This window comes from Agarivorans aestuarii, assembly GCF_019670125.1.
GTDB lineage: Bacteria > Pseudomonadota > Gammaproteobacteria > Enterobacterales > Celerinatantimonadaceae > Agarivorans > Agarivorans aestuarii.
The window spans coordinates 3,617,494-3,636,565 of sequence record NZ_AP023033.1; the positions used below are offsets into that span (position 1 = coordinate 3,617,494).

Here is a 19,072-nt window from a genome sequence, read left to right on the forward strand (position 1 = left end):
CCTTGTTTCTAAAAATTGCGGCGCATCAAGATAGCGTATTGCTTTTTGGTTTGGCAAGCACCTACAATGGCTTTAAGCATAAAAAAGAGGTTCGTGTGGCCAAATCTGCAGTAAGACGCTATCGAATTATTCAATTCACCCAATTGCTTCTCGCCATTGCGTGTTGTGTTTGGGTACTTTATTACTATGTGACCCTAAAGCACAATGGTGAGCAATTAATTGAAAATCAAACCGAGAAGCTGGCTCGCTCTCTTACCTCGTTAGCTGCCTTAAATGCCGCAGGTTATATTGGTGAAAATAGCCAAGATGAGCTGAGCGAATTGGTTAATGCCTTAGTCAAAGAACATTTTGTAAAAGATGCCACCATCTATGACCATCAAGGTTTGCGTTTAGCCGAATCGCAGCAAGCCTTACCGCTTTCACAGCTGTTACCTTTAGCAGGTCAAAGCCATACTCCATTAGAAGGCTTAGGTCGCAGACCTTACATTGCAGAAATTCGTGGGGAAAAGGGTCAAACCCTTGGGTACTTGCGGATTACCTTAGAACATACCACTTTGCTTGCCGAGGCCAATACTTACATTACCAATGGCCAATCAAAGATCATGATCATGTTTTTGATGTCGATAAGCATTGGTTTTTTGTTAACACGGGTACTGTCGAGAAAACGCCATTTAGCCACCTTATTTAACATCAATAAGCGGGCTCAGCGAAAAGAAGCGAAAAAGGCCAAGAAACTTCTAGCAGACATTGCTGCTAGAAGCGATAACACTAAAGATAAAAGTCCAGCTTAAAGCAGCGACTCCAGCGTTAGAGTGATCATCTCGTTAAAGGTAGTTTGACGCTCTTCTGCGGTAGTTTGCTCACCACTGCGAATATGGTCAGAAATGGTTACAACACACAAAGCAGCTTTACCACACTCAGCAGCTACGCCGTATAAACCCGCGGCTTCCATTTCTACCGCATAAACATTGTGTTTTTCCATTACGTCGAACATATCAGGCTCTGGCGAGTAGAAAAGATCGGCAGAGAAGATGTTACCTACTTTAGCGTCAACGCCTTGTGCTTTAGCGCTATCTACCGCAGCACGTAATAAGTCATAGTTAGCAATAGCGGCAAAGTCGTGACCTTTAAAACGGCTACGGTTTACTTTTGAGTCGGTACAGGCGCCCATTGCAATTACCACATCACGTAGTTTGATGTCGTTGCTTACAGCACCGGCACTACCTACACGGATAATGTTCTCAACACCGTATTGGGTGTACAGCTCATGAGCGTAAATAGAACAGCTTGGAATACCCATGCCTGAACCCATTACCGATACACGCTTACCTTTATATGTACCGGTGTAACCTAGCATGTTACGCACGCCAGTTACTTCAACTACGTCTTCTAAAAATGTCTCTGCAATGTGTTTTGCACGCAAGGGATCACCCGGCATTAATACGGTTTCGGCAAAATCACCTGGTGCTGCATTGATATGTGGGGTTGCCATATAGTCTCCTAATTAAGTTTGTTCCAAGCAGCTAGCAACTTGCTGCTGCTCGTCATTGTTATTCTTGTAAAAAGCTAGTGCCGTACTCTAAAGCAGGCAGTTTCATGTAATCGGCGATGGTTTGGCCAATGTCGGCAAAGGTATCGCGTTTACCAACATTTTTAGCGGGTAAATTTTTGCCGTAGAAAATGACAGGAATATGTTCACGAGTATGATCACTGCCCGGCCAGGTTGGGTCACAACCGTGGTCTGCGGTAAGAATCACGATATCGTCCTCGCTAAGCTTATCCAGCAATTCAGGTAAACGTTTATCGAAGTATTCCAGTGCAGCAGCATAACCTGGTACATCACGACGATGCCCATATGCTGAGTCAAAATCGACAAAGTTAGTGAAGATGATGCTGTTGTCTACTTGGCGATCCATTTCACTCAAAGTTAAATCAAACAAGCCTTCTAGGCCGGTAGCCTTTACCTTGCGAGTAATACCTTGCTGGGCATAAATATCGGCAATTTTACCAATGCTCACTACCTCACCGCCAGCTTCTGCCATGCGGTCTAACAAGGTGGGCGCAGGCGGTAATACCGATAAATCTCTGCGGTTACCGGTGCGAGCGAATTCTTTTGCGCTGTTGCCAACAAATGGACGCGCAATCACTCGGCCAATGTTGTAAGGGTCCACTAGCTCACGAGCAATTTCACACAGCTTAAGCAAACGCTCTAAACCAAATGTTTCTTCATGAGCGGCGATTTGAAATACGCTGTCGGCAGAGGTGTAAAAAATCGGCTTACCGCTAGCCATATGTTCTTCACCCAAACGCTCCAGCACTTCGGTGCCTGAAGCATGGCAATTACCAAGGTAGCCCGGTAAATCAGCACGCTTAACTAACTCGTCAAGCAAGCTTTGCGGGAAGCTATTTTCAGGCTCGCTAAAGTAGCCCCAATCAAACAATACTGGTACGCCAGCAATTTCCCAGTGACCACTTGGCGTGTCTTTACCGCTAGACATTTCGGCGGCATAACCATAGTTGCCAATAGGCTGAACCTGAGCGTCTAATCCTGGCGGAAATACTCCACCACTTTCGCCGCAGGCATGGCCTAAACCTAATCGATTTAGATTAGGAATTGTTAACGGGCCACTACGGCCTTTATCGGCATTTCCTTGGGCACATTGCTCGGCAATGTGCAGCATGGTATTAGCACCTTGATCGCCAAACTTTTCGGCATCATCACTGGCACCAATGCCAAAGGAATCTAGCATTAATATAATTGCACGTTTCATAGGGGTCTCCTTAACAAGGACCAATACGCTGATAAACAGGGTTTACATCGGCCTGCGCTGAGCTAGGTTCGTCGAGTTTAATCGCCTGTTGAATTTGTTTTGCCGCCGCTTGCCAAGCGTCTTCGTCGTTGGCATGCAGCATCAACAAGTTTTGTCCCTTGTCTACCACATCGCCTAACTCTACTAGTTCACTAATGCCTACGCTGTGATCAATGGCGGCTCCCGGCACACTTCTGCCGCCACCCAAGCCTACTACCGCCATGCCCAACTCTCGGCAATCTAGTTGCTTAACCATGCCACTTTGTTTTGCGGCTACTGGCTTCACAACCTTGGCTTGAGGCAGGTAATGTTCGCTGCGTTCAACAAAATCACTTGGCCCACCTAAAGCACTCACCATTTTGGCAAAACGCTCTAAAGCTGCACCAGAGCTAATGCTTGCGGCAAGTTTATCCTCGGCCTCTTGTTGAGAGCTGGCTAAACCGCTAGATAACAACATTTCACTAGCTAAAGCCCTTGTTACCTGATGTAAGCGATGCGCTGAAGTATCGCCTTTTAAATAACGTAGGGTTTCAGCAATTTCTACCGCGTTACCTGCGCTGGGCGCTAAAGGCTGGTTCATATCGGTTAGCAAGGCACAGCATTTAACTCCCGCAGCATTAGCCACTTCTACAATGCTTTCGGCCAAGGCTTTCGATTGAGCAAAGTTAGGCATAAATGCGCCACTACCAGCTTTTACATCCATCACTAACGCTTCTAGGCCCGAGGCAAGTTTTTTGCTCAAGATAGAAGCTGTAATCAAGGGAATAGACTCTACCGTGGCGGTCACATCACGAATGCCATATAAGCGTTTGTCGGCCGGAGCCAACTCTCCGGTTTGGCCAATAATCGCAATACCCACATCCTTCACAATGCTTTCAAACTGCTGCGATGTGGGGCTGATAGAGTAATTAGGAATAGCTTCTAATTTGTCTAAGGTACCGCCAGTGTGGCCTAATCCACGCCCCGAAATCATCGGAACATGGCCACCACATGCAGCGACCATTGGCCCCAAGAGTAACGACGTTAAATCACCCACACCACCAGTAGAGTGTTTATCCACTACAGGCCCAGGCAGATTAAGATGATCCCAGTTAAGCACTTGCCCTGAATCACGCATTGCACAGGTAAGCGCGGTAGCCTCGGTACCATTCATACTGTTGAAGTAAACCGCCATGGCAAATGCGCCAATTTGGCTATCACTTAGTTGGCCGTTGGTAATACCGTCAACCATAAACTGGATTTCTTCTAGCGACAGCGCTTGGCCATCGCGTTTACGTCGAATAATTTCTTGGGGTAACAACATGAGCATTCCTTAACTCTTATCGAAGAATTAACTAATAACCAGCGCCAGCTTGAGCGTTCTCATCACCTGATATAGTGGCTTGTAATGCAGCCAATAAACTTGATGCACCAAAGCGGAAATGCGCTTGGCTTAACCAATCGTCGCCAAGTGTTTTAGTCGCAAGATCTAGGTAAACTTTCGCTTGTTCGGCGCTTTTAACTCCACCTGCGGCTTTAAAGCCACAATCTGGGTTAAACTCAGCGATTGCTTTTAGCATGATTTCTGCTGCTTCTGGCGTTGCATTTACCGGCACTTTACCGGTAGAAGTTTTAATAAAATCTGCACCCGCTTTAATCGACAACTCACTGGCTTTAGCAATCAGTTCTGGGCTGTTTAATTCGCCACTTTCAATAATCACTTTTAGCTTTATCTCGCCACAGGCAGCTTTACAGGCTTTAACTAGGTCAAAACCCACTTGCTCGTTACCGGCCATTAAGGCGCGCCATGGGAATACAACGTCTACTTCGTCTGCGCCATAGGCTACAGCGGCCTTCGTTTCAGCTACAGCCAACTCCACATCATCTTCACCTAAAGGGAAGTTAGTCACAGTAGCAATTTTCACTTCACTAGCATCGTGTTCGGCCAATACCTTACGAGCAAATGGAATGAAGCGTGGATAAATACAAATAGCCGCAACTTGGCCTTGAGCCGATTTAGCTTGAGCACATAAAGCCGCCACACTCTCGCGAGTATCGTCATCGTTAAGAGTAGTGAGGTCCATTAAAGAAAGGGCTTGACGCGCCACAGCAGTAAGAGACTGAGACATAACTATTCCTCAAAGTTTAAGATTAAACCTAATGCCAGAGCAGCAATAGATTGAACTGAAATAGAGGCTTCTTGGCATATTACCAAGAAGCCTTACTAGCTTATAGCAGGCTGAAGAAGAAACCAGCAAGTGCAGCACTCATTAAGTTAGCTAATGATGCAGCCGCTACAGCTTTAAGACCTAGACGAGCAATATCACCACGGCGTGATGGCGCCATGCTACCTAAGCCACCTAATAAAATTGCAATTGATGATAGGTTAGCGAAACCACATAGTGCAAAAGTAACAATTACTTGAGTGTGCTCTGACAGTGTTTCGCGAATATCAACAAAGTTAATGTAAGCAACAAATTCGTTAACGATAAGCTTTTGACCAATAAAGCTACCTGCTTGAATGGCTTCAGCCCAAGGCACACCAATAATCCAAGCAACCGGTGCGAAGATGTAACCTAAAATAAGTTCAATGGTTAAGCCTTCAACACCAAACCAACCACCGATGCCACCAACCATGCCGTTTAGCAACGCAATCAAACCAATGAAGGCAAGTAGCATTGCACCTACGTTAAGCGCTAAGTGCAAACCGGTAGAAGCACCACTTGCTGCAGCGTCGATAACGTTAGCTGGGCGATCTTCTTCGGCTAAAGTAGCGTCCATATCTTGCTCAGAAGCATTAGTTTCAGGCTTGATGATTTTAGCCATCAATAGGCCACCAGGTGCTGCCATAAATGAAGCAGCAATCAAGTACTTAAGCTCTACACCTAAACCCGCGTAACCCGCTAATACAGAACCTGCAACCGAAGCCAAACCACCAACCATAATGGCAAATAACTCAGACTCGCTCATTTTTGGGATAAAAGGTTTAACCACAATTGGCGCTTCGGTTTGACCAACAAAGATATTGGCAGTAGCAGACATAGACTCTGGGCGGCTAGTGCCTAATGCTTTTTGTAGAGCACCACCAATTACCAAGATGATCTTCTGCATAATGCCAAGGTAGTAAAGTACCGCGATGAGTGAAGAGAAGAATACAATAATAGGCAATACACGAATGGCAAATACAAAGCCAACACCGTTACCAAACATTGCGTCAGTGCCTAAGCCACCAAACAAAAAGTTAATACCCGCTTGGGCACTGTCAATCACCGATTGAACACCACCTGAAACAGCAGCTAGCACGTCTTGACCAAATGGAAGGTAAAGTACAAAGGCACCAAATCCAGCTTGGATAGCAAAAGCTCCCAAAACGGTACGTTTGTTAATTCGTTTTTTGTTATCGGAAAGCAAGAATGCAATCCCCAGTAGCGCGAGTACGCCGACCAAGCTCATTACTGTACTGTTCATACGTGTCCCTAATGTTTAATTATATTTTTTGTGAAACTTACATCGTTTCTATCTTCTTGCCACCAGCACAAGAAGCCTTCTACAACGTGTCTGTTTAGTATTCCATTACATTCAACTATCTGATCAGGTAACTACCTTAATGCCGGCTGAGCTGCAATGGATTTTACTGCCGGCGATCATACCTAGGGTTTTTGGCCTAAATGATAACTAGATCAAATCTAATCGACTTATTAGCCGTTTCAGAGACCTTACTTACCAAATGTGTTTATGCCATACTTCTTCCTAAGGCGACTATCGATTCACAACCTTACTAAGCAAACTATAGGAAATATCAAATCTTATACCTAAGCGATTAGCCAAGTTGCTTAACGAATTTGTTACGAAAAAAAACGTTCCAAGACATTTTGGTAGGCCATGCCTCCCAAATAGATACCCAAAATACCAATGATGCCCGATAGCACCGGCGGAGCAGGTAGTGGCAGTTTAATAGCACTAAAAACCACGCCAACCACCGCGCCAGTAATTAAGGCAATAATAACTTCGTACATTTTCTTTCGTCCTTTAAATACGTGGGAACTTGCTAAAGGCACAGCGCCATTGCTGTTTTGCCCCTCAGTTCATGGCTGGCAGTTTAAGTTTCTAAGTTGTTAAAAATCGTGAGGCTGATCACGGGATAATAGTCAAAGATTAGTCAAACTAGAGTTAGTTACTAAATATGTTGAAAAGGAATACAAAGTGACAGCAGCACTTGAACCTGAAAAAGAACAAAAATTCGCCTACAGACAACGGTTTAACTGCTGTAAGAACTGCCGCTGCCCCAATTTTGGATTAACCGAAAGCTCAGACTATTTAGCCGAAAGTCATCAATTGGGTTATCCCGCTTTGCATTGCAAAGCGTGTGGTAGTTACCCACCTCTCGTTGACAGCCACAGCGTAAACTTGATTGTTGAAGAACGCACCAAACTACACTTAAGCAAAGCTCCCTGTGGTTGCAGCAATTGCGAACCTGGCTTCTTCCTAGGCCCAACTACCGGCGTTAAACGCTACGGAAAAACCGGTGCTAACAGCCAACGTTACCAATGCCGAAAATGCCAAAGCGTCTTTACCCAAGTACACGTGAAAGGCAGTGAGCAACTATGTCGTTTATTCAATTCTCTAAGCTTAGGCCACAGCCCACAGAAAATAATGCAGCAACTGAGCATTGCGCCAAAAATCTATTACCAACTGCTACAGCGCCTATTTCACTGTTTACGGTTTTATTCGCGCCAGCAAGAGGTAATGGCTCTCAAACGCAAGTTTTTAGCGATTCATACCGAAAGCAATGTGCATGAGTTTTCCGAGCAAAAGCGTGTTTGGGCGTTGTGCTCTAGCGAGGCGCAATCGGGTTACGTATTACTGCATACCCATAACCAAACGCAATTGCAGCTTAATGATTCGGTTTACTACCAGCAACAAGCGTCTACTAGGCTACCAGCACTGCAAGATAGCCCCATTGTAGAGGCCTTAAAGCGCCGTTATCAGCTCACCCTGAACCGTTATCACTTTGAAGATTTACACTACGGTCCCACCTCGCATCTGCGCGGTACTCAAATTATTCAACCGGCAATTTGTGCTTACGCACACTTTCAGCTTTTATCCGGTTTTACCCACCAAGTTAAGCATTTTCACCACTATATCGAACACGAAAGCAGTATCCGCGGTGCGGCTCTTATGAGCTGTGTTGAACAAATACGAGAGAAATCTGCCGACGTGTATTACATCTATCAGCATCCTCGTACTCAATCAGATATGGGCGCTGCAGGTAATAAAGTAGGTTGGTGGAATGACCGCTGGTATCCAGCTCCTTTTGGTGCGTTTTGTGGCATTAGTTCAGGCCAGCAAGTCCCCGCTCCCATCGACTTACCTCGTCCGCAAGCTTGCCAGAACTTCTTTGTGCACCTTGAGCAAAACATGTCGAAGCAGCTGAAAAGTGCCAGCTCGGTTGACGCCTTATTTGAAATTAATCGTGCCCTATTTAACTACGTCATCACCGACCAAAACGGTGAGACACCCGCCATGCGACTAGGCGCTAGTGAACAACCACTAAGTGGAACCACTTTAGTGAGTGCAGCCGTAGCCGCCGTTAATGCCGACCATATCGACAAATTTAAGGCATAAACCTGAATAGGCTTGCTAACGAGCTTAAGTGGCTATTCGCCTAGTAATACCTTAAAGCTTTAAGGTTCTAGCCTTAAAACTTGTAGGCTGTTGTCCCATAGGCGCTGCTCAAGCTCTTGAGGTGATTCGCTGCGCAGCGCTGCTAATTGCTCAAAAATAACTGAGAGATTAAGTGGCGTATTGTGCTGTTGTTGCATCTCAAACAAAGGCATATCTGGTGCGTCGGTTTCTAGCACCAAAGCATCTAACGGTAGGCGTTTTAAGGCCTTGCGCGTTTTTTCTGAACGCGGCCAAGTAATGGTGCCGCCTACGCCAATTTTAAAACCCAAATCAACAAAGCGGCTAGCTTGTACATAGCTGCCACTAAAACCGTGAATAATCCCGCCTTGGTCAAACTGAGCTTGTTTGAGTAGATGAGCAACGCGATCATGCAGTCGCACCGAATGGATAAGTAAGGGCAAAGCTTGTTGTTGAGCCGCCTTTATTTGCCAATTAAAGGCAAACTCTTGATGAGCGTTAGTTTCGGGGAAACGACCGTCTAAACCACACTCTCCCCATGCACTTAGCCGCTCTCGATGCTGTTGCACTATTTGGCCTAAAGCCTCTAATTCTCCAAGCAATAATTCTGGCTCACCCTGCAAGGCATTTTTATCTAAAAAGCATGGATGGTAACCCAAGGCAATTTTCAACATTTTTAGGAAAGATAGGCCGACTACGGTTTGCCAGTTTTCTGGGCCCACAGCAGGTACTAGGCAGCCTTGTATATTGCAGCGTTTGAACTCTGCTAAGTAACTGGGTAAATCCTGCTTAAATGGCGCGAAGTCCAAGTGACAATGGGTATCAAACCAGGCCATTACTCGCCTTTATCCTGTTTAGGGTGCTCTTGAGGAATGCAACTTCGACAGGGTTTGTCCAAACCATTTTTATGGAGCCAGTTATCGTAACAAGCAATATAGTGGCGAAAAAGCCTGATTATTCGAGCGACCATAGACCACCTCTTCTGCTGAGCTTCATGTCACTTATAGTAATTTTACCCACATATATAGGTAATATCTCTTAAATCCCCAACAAATTAAGATAAATACTGAGAATAGCGTATTGAATTCAGTAATTCTTAATCCTACTCTACCAATGGATCACTGTATATACAGAGTGGTTACAGGGAAAATAGTTAATATTCGAAACGCGACACCGACAATATCTAGTAAGTCATGCTCGATGGTGCAACACATTCCCAATAGTAGATTACACTTAGTAAGTTTAAGTAGGTGTTTACTATCCTTGGATAAATGCACTTCACCAACAATGAATACATCGGCTGTGAGCTTCGCCATTTACGCAAGTGTGCTGCTTGGGCTTGTTCCAGTAACGCTGACCTAACTAGATAAAATATTTCAATAAAAAAACAGGGAGTTTGACGTGAAAACATTCACAACCAACCTTACAGCTGCAGCTTTAGCAGTTGCCTCTTTTAGTGCGTTAGCCGCTAAACCAGCCGTTGTTTATGATACTGCCGGCAAATTTGATAAATCATTCAATGAAGCTGTTTTTCGCAATGGCGTAGAAGTATTTAAAAAAGAAAAAGGCGTTGATGTACGCGAATTTGAACCACAGAATGAAGCGCAACGCGAACAAGGTTTACGCCGTTTAGCGGGCCGCGGATTCAGCCCAATTGTTGCTGTAGGCTTTAACATGGCCTCAGCCGTTGAGAAAGTAGCAGCCGAATACCCTGATACTCAGTTCACCATTATCGACATGGTGATTGATAAACCCAACGTTCAATCGGTGGTATTTAAAGAACACGAAGGTTCTTTCTTAGTTGGTGCCTTGGCAGCCAAAGTATCTAACACCAATACCGTTGGTTTTGTAGGCGGTATGGACATCCCGCTTATCCGTAAATTTGCCTGTGGCTATGAGCAAGGTGCGGTTTATGCCAATGCCAACACCAAAGTACTGCAAAACATGACTGGTTCTACGCCAGCTGCTTTTGCCGATCCAGCTAAAGGCTCAGAGCTAGCTAAATCTCAGTTTTCTCAAGGTGCTGACGTTATCTATGCAGCAGCAGGCGGAACCGGTTTAGGTGTTTACCAAGCCGCTAAAGATGCAGGCAAATATGCCATTGGTGTTGATTCAAACCAAAACCACTTACAGCCAGGCACTATGTTGACCTCAATGGTTAAGAAAGTGGGCGCCGTTGCTTACAGTACTTGGGAAGAAGGCATGAACGGTACTTGGCAGCCAGGTATTAAAGCCTTAGGTCTTAAGGAAGATTCTGTTGATTGGGCGCAAGATGAGCACAATGCTTCATTAATCACTCCAGAATTGAAAGCATACGTAGAGGGAATTAAAGCCGATATTATTTCTGGCAAAATTACTGTTCATGACTACATGTCGGACAACACCTGTAACTACTAAATGCTAAAAATACGCGCCAACCTCGAGTTGGCGTATTTTTACTGGCTAGAAATGGAAATCGAAATTGATTCACGCAGCTGATTTTGCCATTAAACTGGAAAAAATCGATAAGCGCTTTGGCAGCGTTCATGCCAATCGCAGTATCGACCTTGCCATTCCTAAAGGCACAATTCATGGAATTATTGGCGAAAATGGCGCCGGTAAATCCACCCTAATGAGTATTATTTACGGCTTCTATCATGCCGACTCTGGCTCTATGCAGGTACATGGCCAGCATTACCAACCACATAATTCTCAAGAAGCCATCAAGGCGGGTATTGGCATGGTGCACCAGCACTTCATGTTAGTGGATACCTTTACGGTGCTGGAAAACATCGTTCTTGGTGCAGAAGACGGCTGGAAGCTTGAAGATAGTTTAAGCGCAGCGCGTAAGAAGCTTAAGCAACTAGCCAAAGACTACGGTTTAGATGTGCCACTAGATGCCGTTGTTGGTGAGCTAGCGGTAGGTTTGCAGCAACGTGTAGAGATCTTAAAAGCCTTATATCGTGGCGCTAAAATTCTCATTTTGGATGAACCCACTGGGGTACTCACGCCGCAAGAAGCCGATCACTTGTTTACCATTTTAGGTAAGTTACGTGAGCAAGGCACCACCATCATGATTATTACCCATAAGCTTCGTGAAGTATTAGCCATTACCGACAATGTATCGGTGATGCGACAGGGAGCAATGGTTGAACATGTAGTAACAGCTGAAACCAATCAAGAGCAACTTGCAGAGCTAATGGTAGGCCGCAAGGTATTGCTGCAAGTAGAGCGCGGTGAAGCGAAACCACAAGCGCCATTAATTGAAGTGAACAAGCTTAGCTACATAGATAGTGCCGGGGTTAAACGCGTAAAAGATATCTCGTTTAATGTTCGCGCTGGAGAAATCGTTGGTATTGCCGGAGTATCAGGCAATGGTCAGTCAGAAATTCTTAGCTTATTAAGCGGCATTATCACCCCAAGCAGCGGCAGTATGACCTTAAACGGACATACCATTGACGCCGAAAGCCATTACAACCCACGCAGCATTAGGTCCATTGGCGTAGGCCACATTCCTGAAGACCGACACAAGCAAGGGCTTATCAATAAGTTTGCAGCCAAAGAAGCTTATATACTCGGTTATCACCACCTTGCGCAATACAACAAAGGGGTATTGCAAGACAAGCAAGCGATTGAACAGGGCTGTCAACAAAGCATGGAAAAGTGGGACGTTCGCCCCGCAGATACCAACTTAAAAACCGCCAACTTCTCGGGAGGCAACCAACAAAAATTGGTGATTGCTCGCGAGATGGAGCAAGACCCAGATATTCTTCTGGTTGGCCAACCTACCCGTGGCGTAGACATTGGTGCTATTGAATACATTCACCAACAAATCATCCACTCGCGTGACGCAGGTAAAGCAGTATTGCTGGTCTCGGTTGAATTAGATGAAATTGTCAACTTGGCCGATCGAATCATTGTGGTCTTTGATGGCGCGATTGTAGGTGAAGTTAGCGCAGAACAAGCGGATGAACAAACCTTAGGATTAATGATGGCCAACATTGTGCCAGAGCATATAAAAAACACCGCGCAGGGAGGTGAAATATGAGCCAAACTCAAGTACCTGCATGGGTCAGCGTTGCCCTATTACCTGCAATCAACGTGTTTGCCGCATTTTTAGTGTCGGCCTTGCTGTTTATGTATATCGACATATCACCCATCGATGCGATTAAAGTGATGTGGACCGGCGCGTTTGGCTATGCCGAAGGCATTGGTTATACCTTGTATTACACCACTGGATTTATCTTTACCGGTTTAGCCGTGGCTATCGCCTTTCACGCTGGTTTATTTAATATTGGTGGCGAAGGCCAAGCATATATTGGTGGCTTAGGGGTTGGTTTAGTCTGCTTAACCTTAGGCGAGTTTGCGCCTTGGTATGTGGTATTCCCTGTCGCCATTATTGTGGGTGGTTTATTTGGTGCAGCTTGGGCGTTTATCCCTGCTTACTTACAAGCCAAGCGTGGTTCACACATCGTAATCACCACCATCATGTTCAACTTTATTGCAGCCTCATTAATGGCCTATTTACTGGTTGATATTCTTAAACCTGAGACCACAATGGCCACCGAAAGCCGAGTTTTTGCGGCGTCTTCTTGGCTACCCAAAATGCATGAAATGCTTAGCTGGGTGGGTGTGAGCATGTCTGCGAGCCCGCTCAATTTAAGCTTCATTTTCGCCTTACTGTGCTGTTTGTTGCTGTGGTTATTTATTTGGCATACGCGCTGGGGCTACGAAATACGCTCGGTAGGTTCTAACCCTAGCGCTGCCACTTATGCAGGTATTAGCTACGTTAAAATCGTGATTATTGCGATGTTGATATCGGGCATGCTGGCTGGCTTCTTTGGCCTTAACGTACTGCAAGGTGAACTACACCAAATCAAATTAAACTTTGTAGAAGGTTTTGGCTTTACCGGTATTGCTGTAGCCCTGATGGGCCGCAACCACCCTCTTGGTGTATTACTCGCCAGCTTACTGTTTGGTTTCCTATACCAAGGTGGCGCAGAGTTAAGTTTTGAGTACGGTGTAGACCGTAACATCGTTGTTGTTCTTCAGGGTTTGGTGATTCTATTCTCAGGCGCTTTAGAGCACATGTTCAAGCCATCGCTTGAACGTACTTACCTCAAGCTTTTTGCTAAAAAACCAAGCCCATCAGAAGGAGTCGCTTAAGATGTTTGAAACAATTATCTTAATGTTAGACGCCACCATACGGGTTGCGACGCCGCTTATCTTCGCTTCACTGGCCGGCATGTTCTGTGAGCGCTCCGGCATTGTGAATATCGCCTTAGAAGGCAAGTTACTCGCTGCAGCATTTGTTGGTGCAGCAACAGCGCATGTAACGGGTTCGGCTTGGCTAGGTCTGTTGGCAGGTATTGGCATCTCGGTACTATTAGCGCTATTACACGGCTTTGCCACCATTACTCACCGTGGCGATCATGTTGTAAGTGGTATGGCTATTAACATTTTAGCGGCTGGTTTAACGGTGACCCTTGGGCGTCACTGGTTCCACCAAGGCGGTCAAACCCCCGCCTTAAGTGGCGATGCCCGCTTCGCGCCTATTCAATTGCCGGGTGCCGAGGCGATGGCCGATGTACCCGTAATTGGTTTGTTGTATTCAGAGCTAATTAGCGGCCACTCGGCCTTGGTGTATTTGCTAATCATAACCGTGCCTTTAGCGTGGTATGTAATGTTTAAAACCCGCTTTGGATTACGTTTACGAGCGGTGGGTGAATCACCAGCAGCGGTTGATACCGCGGGTATCTCAGTAGTGAGAATGCGTTACAGCGCGGTGATTATCTGTGGCTTACTGGTCGGCATTGGTGGCGTGTACTTGTCGGTGGCGCAAACTGCCCAGTTCATTCCGAACATGAGTGCCGGTAAAGGTTATATGGCGTTAGCCGCGTTGATTTTTGGCAAGTGGCGACCATTTACCGCATTGGCAGCCTGTTTACTGTTTGGTTTCTTGGATGCCATGGCGATACGTTTACAAGGCGTCTCTATTGGCGACTTCGCGATTCCAGTGCAAGCCATTGAAGCGATACCTTACGTACTTACCGTGTTCTTACTGGCAGGCTTTATCGGTAAAGCTATCGCACCAAAAGCGATTGGTGTTCCATATACTAAAGAGCGCGAATAGCGCGTAGGGGTTGTTTATCTTTCGAGCTGAATTTTGCAGTGATTTGTGGTTAATTTGTACAAGGCAGAAGCTTTAATGTGTAGCGAGCCTACATGAGAAGCTGATAACGCAGTAGAAATAAGCCACAAACGCTGCCCGAAGGGTTCGGCTAAAATCGTTTTATGCTCTGTTAAGGCTTATTTACCTAGAATGCTAGGCTATACAATCCTTGCCGCGCCTAAAACGATTTTTTCGCGAACAATATTTAACCGCGAAAGATAAACAGCCCCTAGTATTAGCCACAAAAAAGGTCGCTTTATGCGACCTTTTTTTATTGTGCTGTACCGTCCTAAAACATGCTTGAACGCCGCTTAATGCTCGCGGGTTTGCATAAACTTAACCTCTGGATAGCGCTCTGTCGCTAGGTTTAAGTTAACCATAGTAGGCGCTAAGTAGGTGAGGTTGTCACCGCCATCTAAGGCTAAGTTGTCGTGAGCCTTTTTCTTAAACTCTTCAAACTTTTTAGTATCTTCACTGCCACACCAACGTGCAGTGGCAACACTAATGCCTTCGTATACCGCTTCCACTTTATACTCGGTACGGAGGCGATGCACCACTACGTCAAACTGCAGCACACCTACCGCACCAACAATTAAATCATTGTTACGCATTGGGCGGAACAACTGCACTGCACCTTCTTCAGACAACTGAATCAAACCTTTAAGCAATTGCTTTTGCTTCAAAGGATCTTTTAGACGAATGCGGCGGAACATTTCCGGTGCAAAGTTAGGAATACCAGTAAACTTCATCGCTTCACCTTGGCTAAAGGTGTCGCCTATTTGAATGGTGCCATGGTTATGCAAACCAATAATGTCGCCCGCAATGGCTTTTTCAGCAGCGGAACGATCACCCGCCATAAAGGTAACGGCATCCGAAATGCTCACATCTTTACCTAAGCGAACATGGCGCATCTTCATACCCTTGTTGTATTCGCCCGACACAATGCGCATAAAGGCGATACGGTCTCGGTGTTTAGGGTCCATATTCGCTTGGATCTTAAATACAAAGCCAGAGAAGCTAGCATCATTGGCACTTACTTCGCCCACATCGGTAGCGCGAGGTTTGGGTGCTGGCGCCCAGTTAGTTAAACCTTCTAACATGTGGTCAACACCAAAGTTACCTAAGGCTGTACCAAAATACACAGGGGTAAGCTCACCACTTAAGAACAACTCATGGTCAAATTCGTTAGATGCACCGATAACAAGTTCAAGCTCATCACGCAAAGTTTCGCTAAGCTCATCACCAATGGCTGCTTCCACTTCTGGGTTGTCTAAACCCTTAATGATTTGCGCGTCTTGAATGGTGTGGCCTTTACCAGTTTGGTAAAGAATCACTTCATCTTTAAGAATGTGGTAGACACCTTTAAACAATTTACCGCAGCCAATTGGCCACGTAATTGGAGCGCACATAATGTTAAGTTCGCTTTCTACCTCGTCCATCACTTCCATTGGGTCACGAATATCGCGGTCCAATTTGTTCATGAAAGTAACGATAGGAGTATCGCGCAAGCGCGTTACTTCCATTAATTTACGAGTACGATCTTCTACACCTTTAGCGGCATCAATCACCATTAAACAGGAGTCAACGGCGGTTAAGGTACGGTAAGTATCTTCCGAGAAATCTTCGTGTCCGGGAGTATCTAGCAGGTTTACAATACAATCGTTGAACGGGAACTGCATCACCGATGTGGTTACCGAGATGCCACGTTCTTTCTCCATCTCCATCCAGTCAGATTTAGCATGAGTCGCATTGCCGCGGCCTTTTACCGTGCCGGCTTTTTGAATCGCGTTTCCGAATAACAATACTTTTTCAGTAATGGTGGTTTTACCCGCATCCGGGTGAGAGATAATTGCAAAGGTTCTTCGGCTAGCAATATCTTGCAAGAGTGAAGCGTTAGACATCGAATCAATTCTTCTAATTTGATAACGCGAGGATGCAGCAAAGCGGCAATTTGGCCGAAACAGCACAATCACCCAGCGTTTAGTTAATCGTAATTGGCGGGTATTTTCACCGATCTAGCTTTGATAAACAATCAGCGCTTATAGATTCTATGTAGTATTCGATGGGAAAAGGACGGTAGCTTGTTATTGTTAGTACTTTGTTGGTGTCTAAACTAACCGAGTTTTTCTAAACTAAATCACCGATACTTGATCTTGTTGTCAGCTTCATAGCTGAAAACTCCCATTAAACCTTTTGCTCATCCCTTCCTGTGTAACTAGGCTCACATTCTCTAAGGCCCAAAAATCGCCCTCCCATAAGACTATTTCATTTGCTTGAGAGAGCGAGTACAGTTTTCACACGATAGCCATTACCTAACTAAGGTAATGGCCCTCAATTTAGTTTGAGGGCTTGCTGGTAAAGCTTATTTACCGCTTGGCATAGGGAGGATTTCAAACAGCCCGTCAAACTCATCCAAGCAGCTAACTAAAGTTTCTATCTGTTTAGCATCACCTTGTAAGCTAGCGCCGCCCTCTTTTAACAACTGTTCCAAGCTTGTTTTACCCAGCACCACTTGCGTGAGGTCGTTTTTGCTAATGGATAAAGCCACATCGGTTTTAGGCAAACTGTCGACCTGAATGTTAGCCATATTGGCATTAGACACCTCACCGTAATAGTGCTCATGCAATTCAGGATGCGATACGCTAAAACTAAAGTTTAAGTTAGCTTGCTCCGCTTTTTCAGCATTCAGTTTCACCGCGACAAAATCGAGGAACATTCCGGTTGGCGTATTGGCAATTACGTCGGCAGATGCAAGTTTAATTGATGGCTGGATTGCCCCGGTGCGCAGTTCAACAGCGCCTTGCAAATAAGAGTTACGCCAAGCCATGGTTTCTGATTGATAACCTTGCTGCTCAAAACTGTCTGCTAGGGCAAAACGGTAATCTATATTGTTTGGGTCACACTGTACCAAATCGTTGAACAACTGAGCCGCTTGTTGATAATTCCCCTTTTCAAAATGCCCCTTACCTGCATGGTACAAAACATCAGCTCCTGCAGCTTCCACATATACACAAGACTTATCTTTAGTTTTCAGTGGATTAGTATTTACAGGATTCAGGTCATGGTAACCCAAATATAGGTTCACAACGGCTCGTGCATTGTGGCTATAAGAGCCATGGTAGCCATTGGTATGCCAAGTATCTTTTTGTACTTGCGGTACAATTTTCTCGATTTCACGGCCAACATCATGAATGGTGACACCGTGATTAGCTAAACGCATTGACTGGTTGTGAATAAAGCCATAATTATCTCTTTGTAAGGTCATGTACTCAGAGATTTCATTTTGCTCGGTATTGGCTTCATTCCAAACAGGTGCAGAGTGGGCCGCATGAATGTTATCCACTAAACCACTATCAACAAAGCGCAACTTCAATTCGGTCAGATACTTAGTCCAAACCAGCGAGTCGCGTACTTTTGCACCGCGGAAGGTGTAGATATTATGCATGCCGTCATAGGTTAATTCAGCGGTGTTCAATGAGCGGTACTTAGGAACATAAAGCACCATTTCTGCAGGCGCTTCTGCTCCAGGCATATTAATGGCAAGGAAAGAAAGGCCATCAATTACTAACTCTTTTTCACGAGATTGAATTTCATGAGTAGGTGCCACTAAGGTCACCTCGCCACGAGAAACCCCTAGGCCAAGGGCGTTATCTACAATGCCCTTGGTATTGTTATCTAAGGTAGTACCGTATTGATAATTGGCTCGACGCCCCATTGCTGTTCCAGCAATTACATTTTCGTCGGCAAGTTCTTTGATGAAGTCTTTAGGTGCGTAAATGGGGGCATTTTCAAGCATATCCCCTGAATCCAAAATACCACGTGAGCCGCCAAAATGATCAGCATGCATATGTGAGTAAATCATCCCAGTAATGGTATGAGTACCATTTATTGTAGGTAGATGTAGTTTGGCAAATTCCCAGGATGCAGCCGCTGCTTCACGCGACAACAATGGGTCGTGAATAACATAGCCGTTATCGGTGCGATAAATGGTCATATTAGAGAGATCGGCCCCACGGATCTGATATACACCATCGGTCACCTGATACAAACCACCAGCGGCATAGTTAAGCATACCTTGACGCCAAATAGAGGGATTGACCGTTTCTGGCAATTGCTCAGGGCTCATGCTCTGCATATAGCTAAAACGTTGCTTCAGTTCACCCGCTTGATGGCTGCCAAATTCTGCAATAAGACCCCGCTGGGTACGTATAAATGCGCTGTTGTCTGCCCACGGTAATTGCTTAGCAAGCTCAGCATTAGCCTGTTTAGTATGCTCTGAGGCAGGTTTACCTTGGTAGTTTTCTAAGCTGGCATAATCTGCAGATACACCAAAGGAAACCATTAAAGCCAAGGTTAAGGTAGAAGGTACAAAACGAATATTCATGAGCTATTTCTCTATCTATTGTCTTTATATGCCCTAAATTTAATTGATTGACACATACCAATACATAGATGAGTATTTATTTAATACATTTCGTTTTGTGATGTT

General features: G+C 45.3%; 16 protein-coding genes. 6 read left to right on the forward strand and 10 right to left on the reverse strand.

Going from position 1 to position 19,072, the window contains the following annotated elements; genetic code table 11:
- Window positions 1-2 precede the first annotated feature (2 nt).
- A complete protein-coding gene (locus tag K5609_RS16880; protein WP_221074651.1) occupies window positions 3-791 on the forward strand; it encodes a YtjB family periplasmic protein in 789 nt (262 codons plus the stop codon).
- On the opposite strand, the gene deoD is transcribed toward K5609_RS16880, so the two are convergent.
- From deoD to K5609_RS16910, 6 genes are all read right to left on the reverse strand, one after another.
- Window positions 788-1,492, reverse strand: coding sequence for a purine-nucleoside phosphorylase (gene deoD, locus K5609_RS16885; RefSeq protein WP_221074652.1), 705 nt, complete (start codon window positions 1,490-1,492; stop codon window positions 788-790). The genes K5609_RS16880 and deoD overlap by 4 nt on opposite strands.
- A 58-nt stretch (window positions 1,493-1,550) precedes the next feature.
- On the reverse strand, window positions 1,551-2,771 hold the full coding sequence (locus tag K5609_RS16890; protein WP_221074653.1) for a phosphopentomutase: 1,221 nt from the start codon (window positions 2,769-2,771) through the stop codon (window positions 1,551-1,553).
- Window positions 2,772-2,781: 10 nt separating this feature from the next.
- The gene (gene deoA, locus K5609_RS16895) at window positions 2,782-4,113 is read right to left on the reverse strand and encodes a thymidine phosphorylase (protein WP_221074654.1); all 1,332 of its coding nucleotides are present in this window, start codon (window positions 4,111-4,113) and stop codon (window positions 2,782-2,784) included.
- Window positions 4,114-4,144: 31 nt separating this feature from the next.
- Window positions 4,145-4,918: a deoxyribose-phosphate aldolase gene (gene deoC / locus K5609_RS16900; RefSeq protein ID WP_221074655.1), complete on the reverse strand. Its 774-nt coding sequence runs from the start codon at window positions 4,916-4,918 to the stop codon at window positions 4,145-4,147.
- Window positions 4,919-5,018: 100 nt separating this feature from the next.
- Complete coding sequence (locus K5609_RS16905) at window positions 5,019-6,257, reverse strand: NupC/NupG family nucleoside CNT transporter (protein WP_016401420.1); 1,239 nt, start codon at window positions 6,255-6,257, stop codon at window positions 5,019-5,021.
- Between the two features lie 377 nt (window positions 6,258-6,634).
- Entirely contained in the window at window positions 6,635-6,805 is a 171-nt protein-coding gene (locus K5609_RS16910) for a XapX domain-containing protein (protein ID WP_016401421.1), read from the reverse strand.
- 187 nt (window positions 6,806-6,992) lie between these two features.
- On the opposite strand from K5609_RS16910, the gene K5609_RS16915 reads away from it, so the two are divergent.
- Entirely contained in the window at window positions 6,993-8,414 is a 1,422-nt protein-coding gene (locus K5609_RS16915; protein WP_221074656.1) for a hypothetical protein, read from the forward strand.
- 59 nt (window positions 8,415-8,473) lie between these two features.
- Here K5609_RS16915 and K5609_RS16920 read toward each other — a convergent pair whose 3' ends face one another.
- Together K5609_RS16920 and K5609_RS16925 are read right to left on the reverse strand one after the other, a co-directional pair.
- Window positions 8,474-9,268, reverse strand: a complete 795-nt coding sequence (locus K5609_RS16920) for a TatD family hydrolase (RefSeq protein WP_221074657.1) — start codon at window positions 9,266-9,268, stop codon at window positions 8,474-8,476.
- A 282-nt stretch (window positions 9,269-9,550) separates the two neighbouring features.
- The gene (locus tag K5609_RS16925) at window positions 9,551-9,748 is read right to left on the reverse strand and encodes a hypothetical protein (RefSeq protein WP_221074658.1); all 198 of its coding nucleotides are present in this window, start codon (window positions 9,746-9,748) and stop codon (window positions 9,551-9,553) included.
- Between the two features lie 85 nt (window positions 9,749-9,833).
- Here K5609_RS16925 and K5609_RS16930 point away from each other — a divergent pair, with 85 nt between their 5' ends.
- The 4 genes from K5609_RS16930 to K5609_RS16945 all read left to right on the forward strand — a co-directional run bounded on the left by K5609_RS16930 (window position 9,834) and on the right by K5609_RS16945 (window position 14,544).
- The gene (locus K5609_RS16930; protein WP_221074659.1) at window positions 9,834-10,829 is read left to right on the forward strand and encodes a BMP family lipoprotein; all 996 of its coding nucleotides are present in this window, start codon (window positions 9,834-9,836) and stop codon (window positions 10,827-10,829) included.
- A 64-nt stretch (window positions 10,830-10,893) separates the two neighbouring features.
- Entirely contained in the window at window positions 10,894-12,459 is a 1,566-nt protein-coding gene (locus K5609_RS16935) for an ABC transporter ATP-binding protein (RefSeq protein ID WP_221074660.1), read from the forward strand.
- A complete protein-coding gene (locus tag K5609_RS16940; RefSeq protein WP_221074661.1) occupies window positions 12,456-13,577 on the forward strand; it encodes an ABC transporter permease in 1,122 nt (373 codons plus the stop codon). The genes K5609_RS16935 and K5609_RS16940 overlap by 4 nt, the downstream gene beginning before the upstream one ends.
- A gap of 1 nt (window position 13,578) precedes the next feature.
- Complete coding sequence (locus K5609_RS16945; protein WP_016401427.1) at window positions 13,579-14,544, forward strand: ABC transporter permease; 966 nt, start codon at window positions 13,579-13,581, stop codon at window positions 14,542-14,544.
- Between the two features lie 350 nt (window positions 14,545-14,894).
- Here K5609_RS16945 and prfC read toward each other — a convergent pair whose 3' ends face one another.
- Entirely contained in the window at window positions 14,895-16,484 is a 1,590-nt protein-coding gene (gene prfC, locus K5609_RS16950) for a peptide chain release factor 3 (RefSeq protein ID WP_221074662.1), read from the reverse strand.
- Between the two features lie 461 nt (window positions 16,485-16,945).
- Entirely contained in the window at window positions 16,946-18,967 is a 2,022-nt protein-coding gene (locus K5609_RS16955; RefSeq protein ID WP_221074663.1) for an alkyl/aryl-sulfatase, read from the reverse strand.
- Window positions 18,968-19,072: the final 105 nt, after the last annotated feature.

Bases quoted from the DNA above. Each gene is read 5' to 3' on its own strand.
- deoD (WP_221074652.1), bottom strand. From the start codon at position 1,492: ATGGCAACCCCACATATCAATGCAGCACCAGGTGATTTTGCCGAAACC.
- K5609_RS16890 (WP_221074653.1), bottom strand. From the start codon at position 2,771: ATGAAACGTGCAATTATATTAATGCTAGATTCCTTTGGCATTGGTGCC.
- deoA (WP_221074654.1), bottom strand. From the start codon at position 4,113: ATGTTGTTACCCCAAGAAATTATTCGACGTAAACGCGATGGCCAAGCG.
- deoC (WP_221074655.1), bottom strand. From the start codon at position 4,918: ATGTCTCAGTCTCTTACTGCTGTGGCGCGTCAAGCCCTTTCTTTAATG.
- K5609_RS16905 (WP_016401420.1), bottom strand. From the start codon at position 6,257: ATGAACAGTACAGTAATGAGCTTGGTCGGCGTACTCGCGCTACTGGGG.
- K5609_RS16910 (WP_016401421.1), bottom strand. From the start codon at position 6,805: ATGTACGAAGTTATTATTGCCTTAATTACTGGCGCGGTGGTTGGCGTG.
- K5609_RS16920 (WP_221074657.1), bottom strand. From the start codon at position 9,268: ATGGCCTGGTTTGATACCCATTGTCACTTGGACTTCGCGCCATTTAAG.
- K5609_RS16925 (WP_221074658.1), bottom strand. From the start codon at position 9,748: ATGGCGAAGCTCACAGCCGATGTATTCATTGTTGGTGAAGTGCATTTA.
- K5609_RS16940 (WP_221074661.1), top strand. From the start codon at position 12,456: ATGAGCCAAACTCAAGTACCTGCATGGGTCAGCGTTGCCCTATTACCT.
- K5609_RS16945 (WP_016401427.1), top strand. From the start codon at position 13,579: ATGTTTGAAACAATTATCTTAATGTTAGACGCCACCATACGGGTTGCG.
- prfC (WP_221074662.1), bottom strand. From the start codon at position 16,484: ATGTCTAACGCTTCACTCTTGCAAGATATTGCTAGCCGAAGAACCTTT.
- K5609_RS16955 (WP_221074663.1), bottom strand. From the start codon at position 18,967: ATGAATATTCGTTTTGTACCTTCTACCTTAACCTTGGCTTTAATGGTT.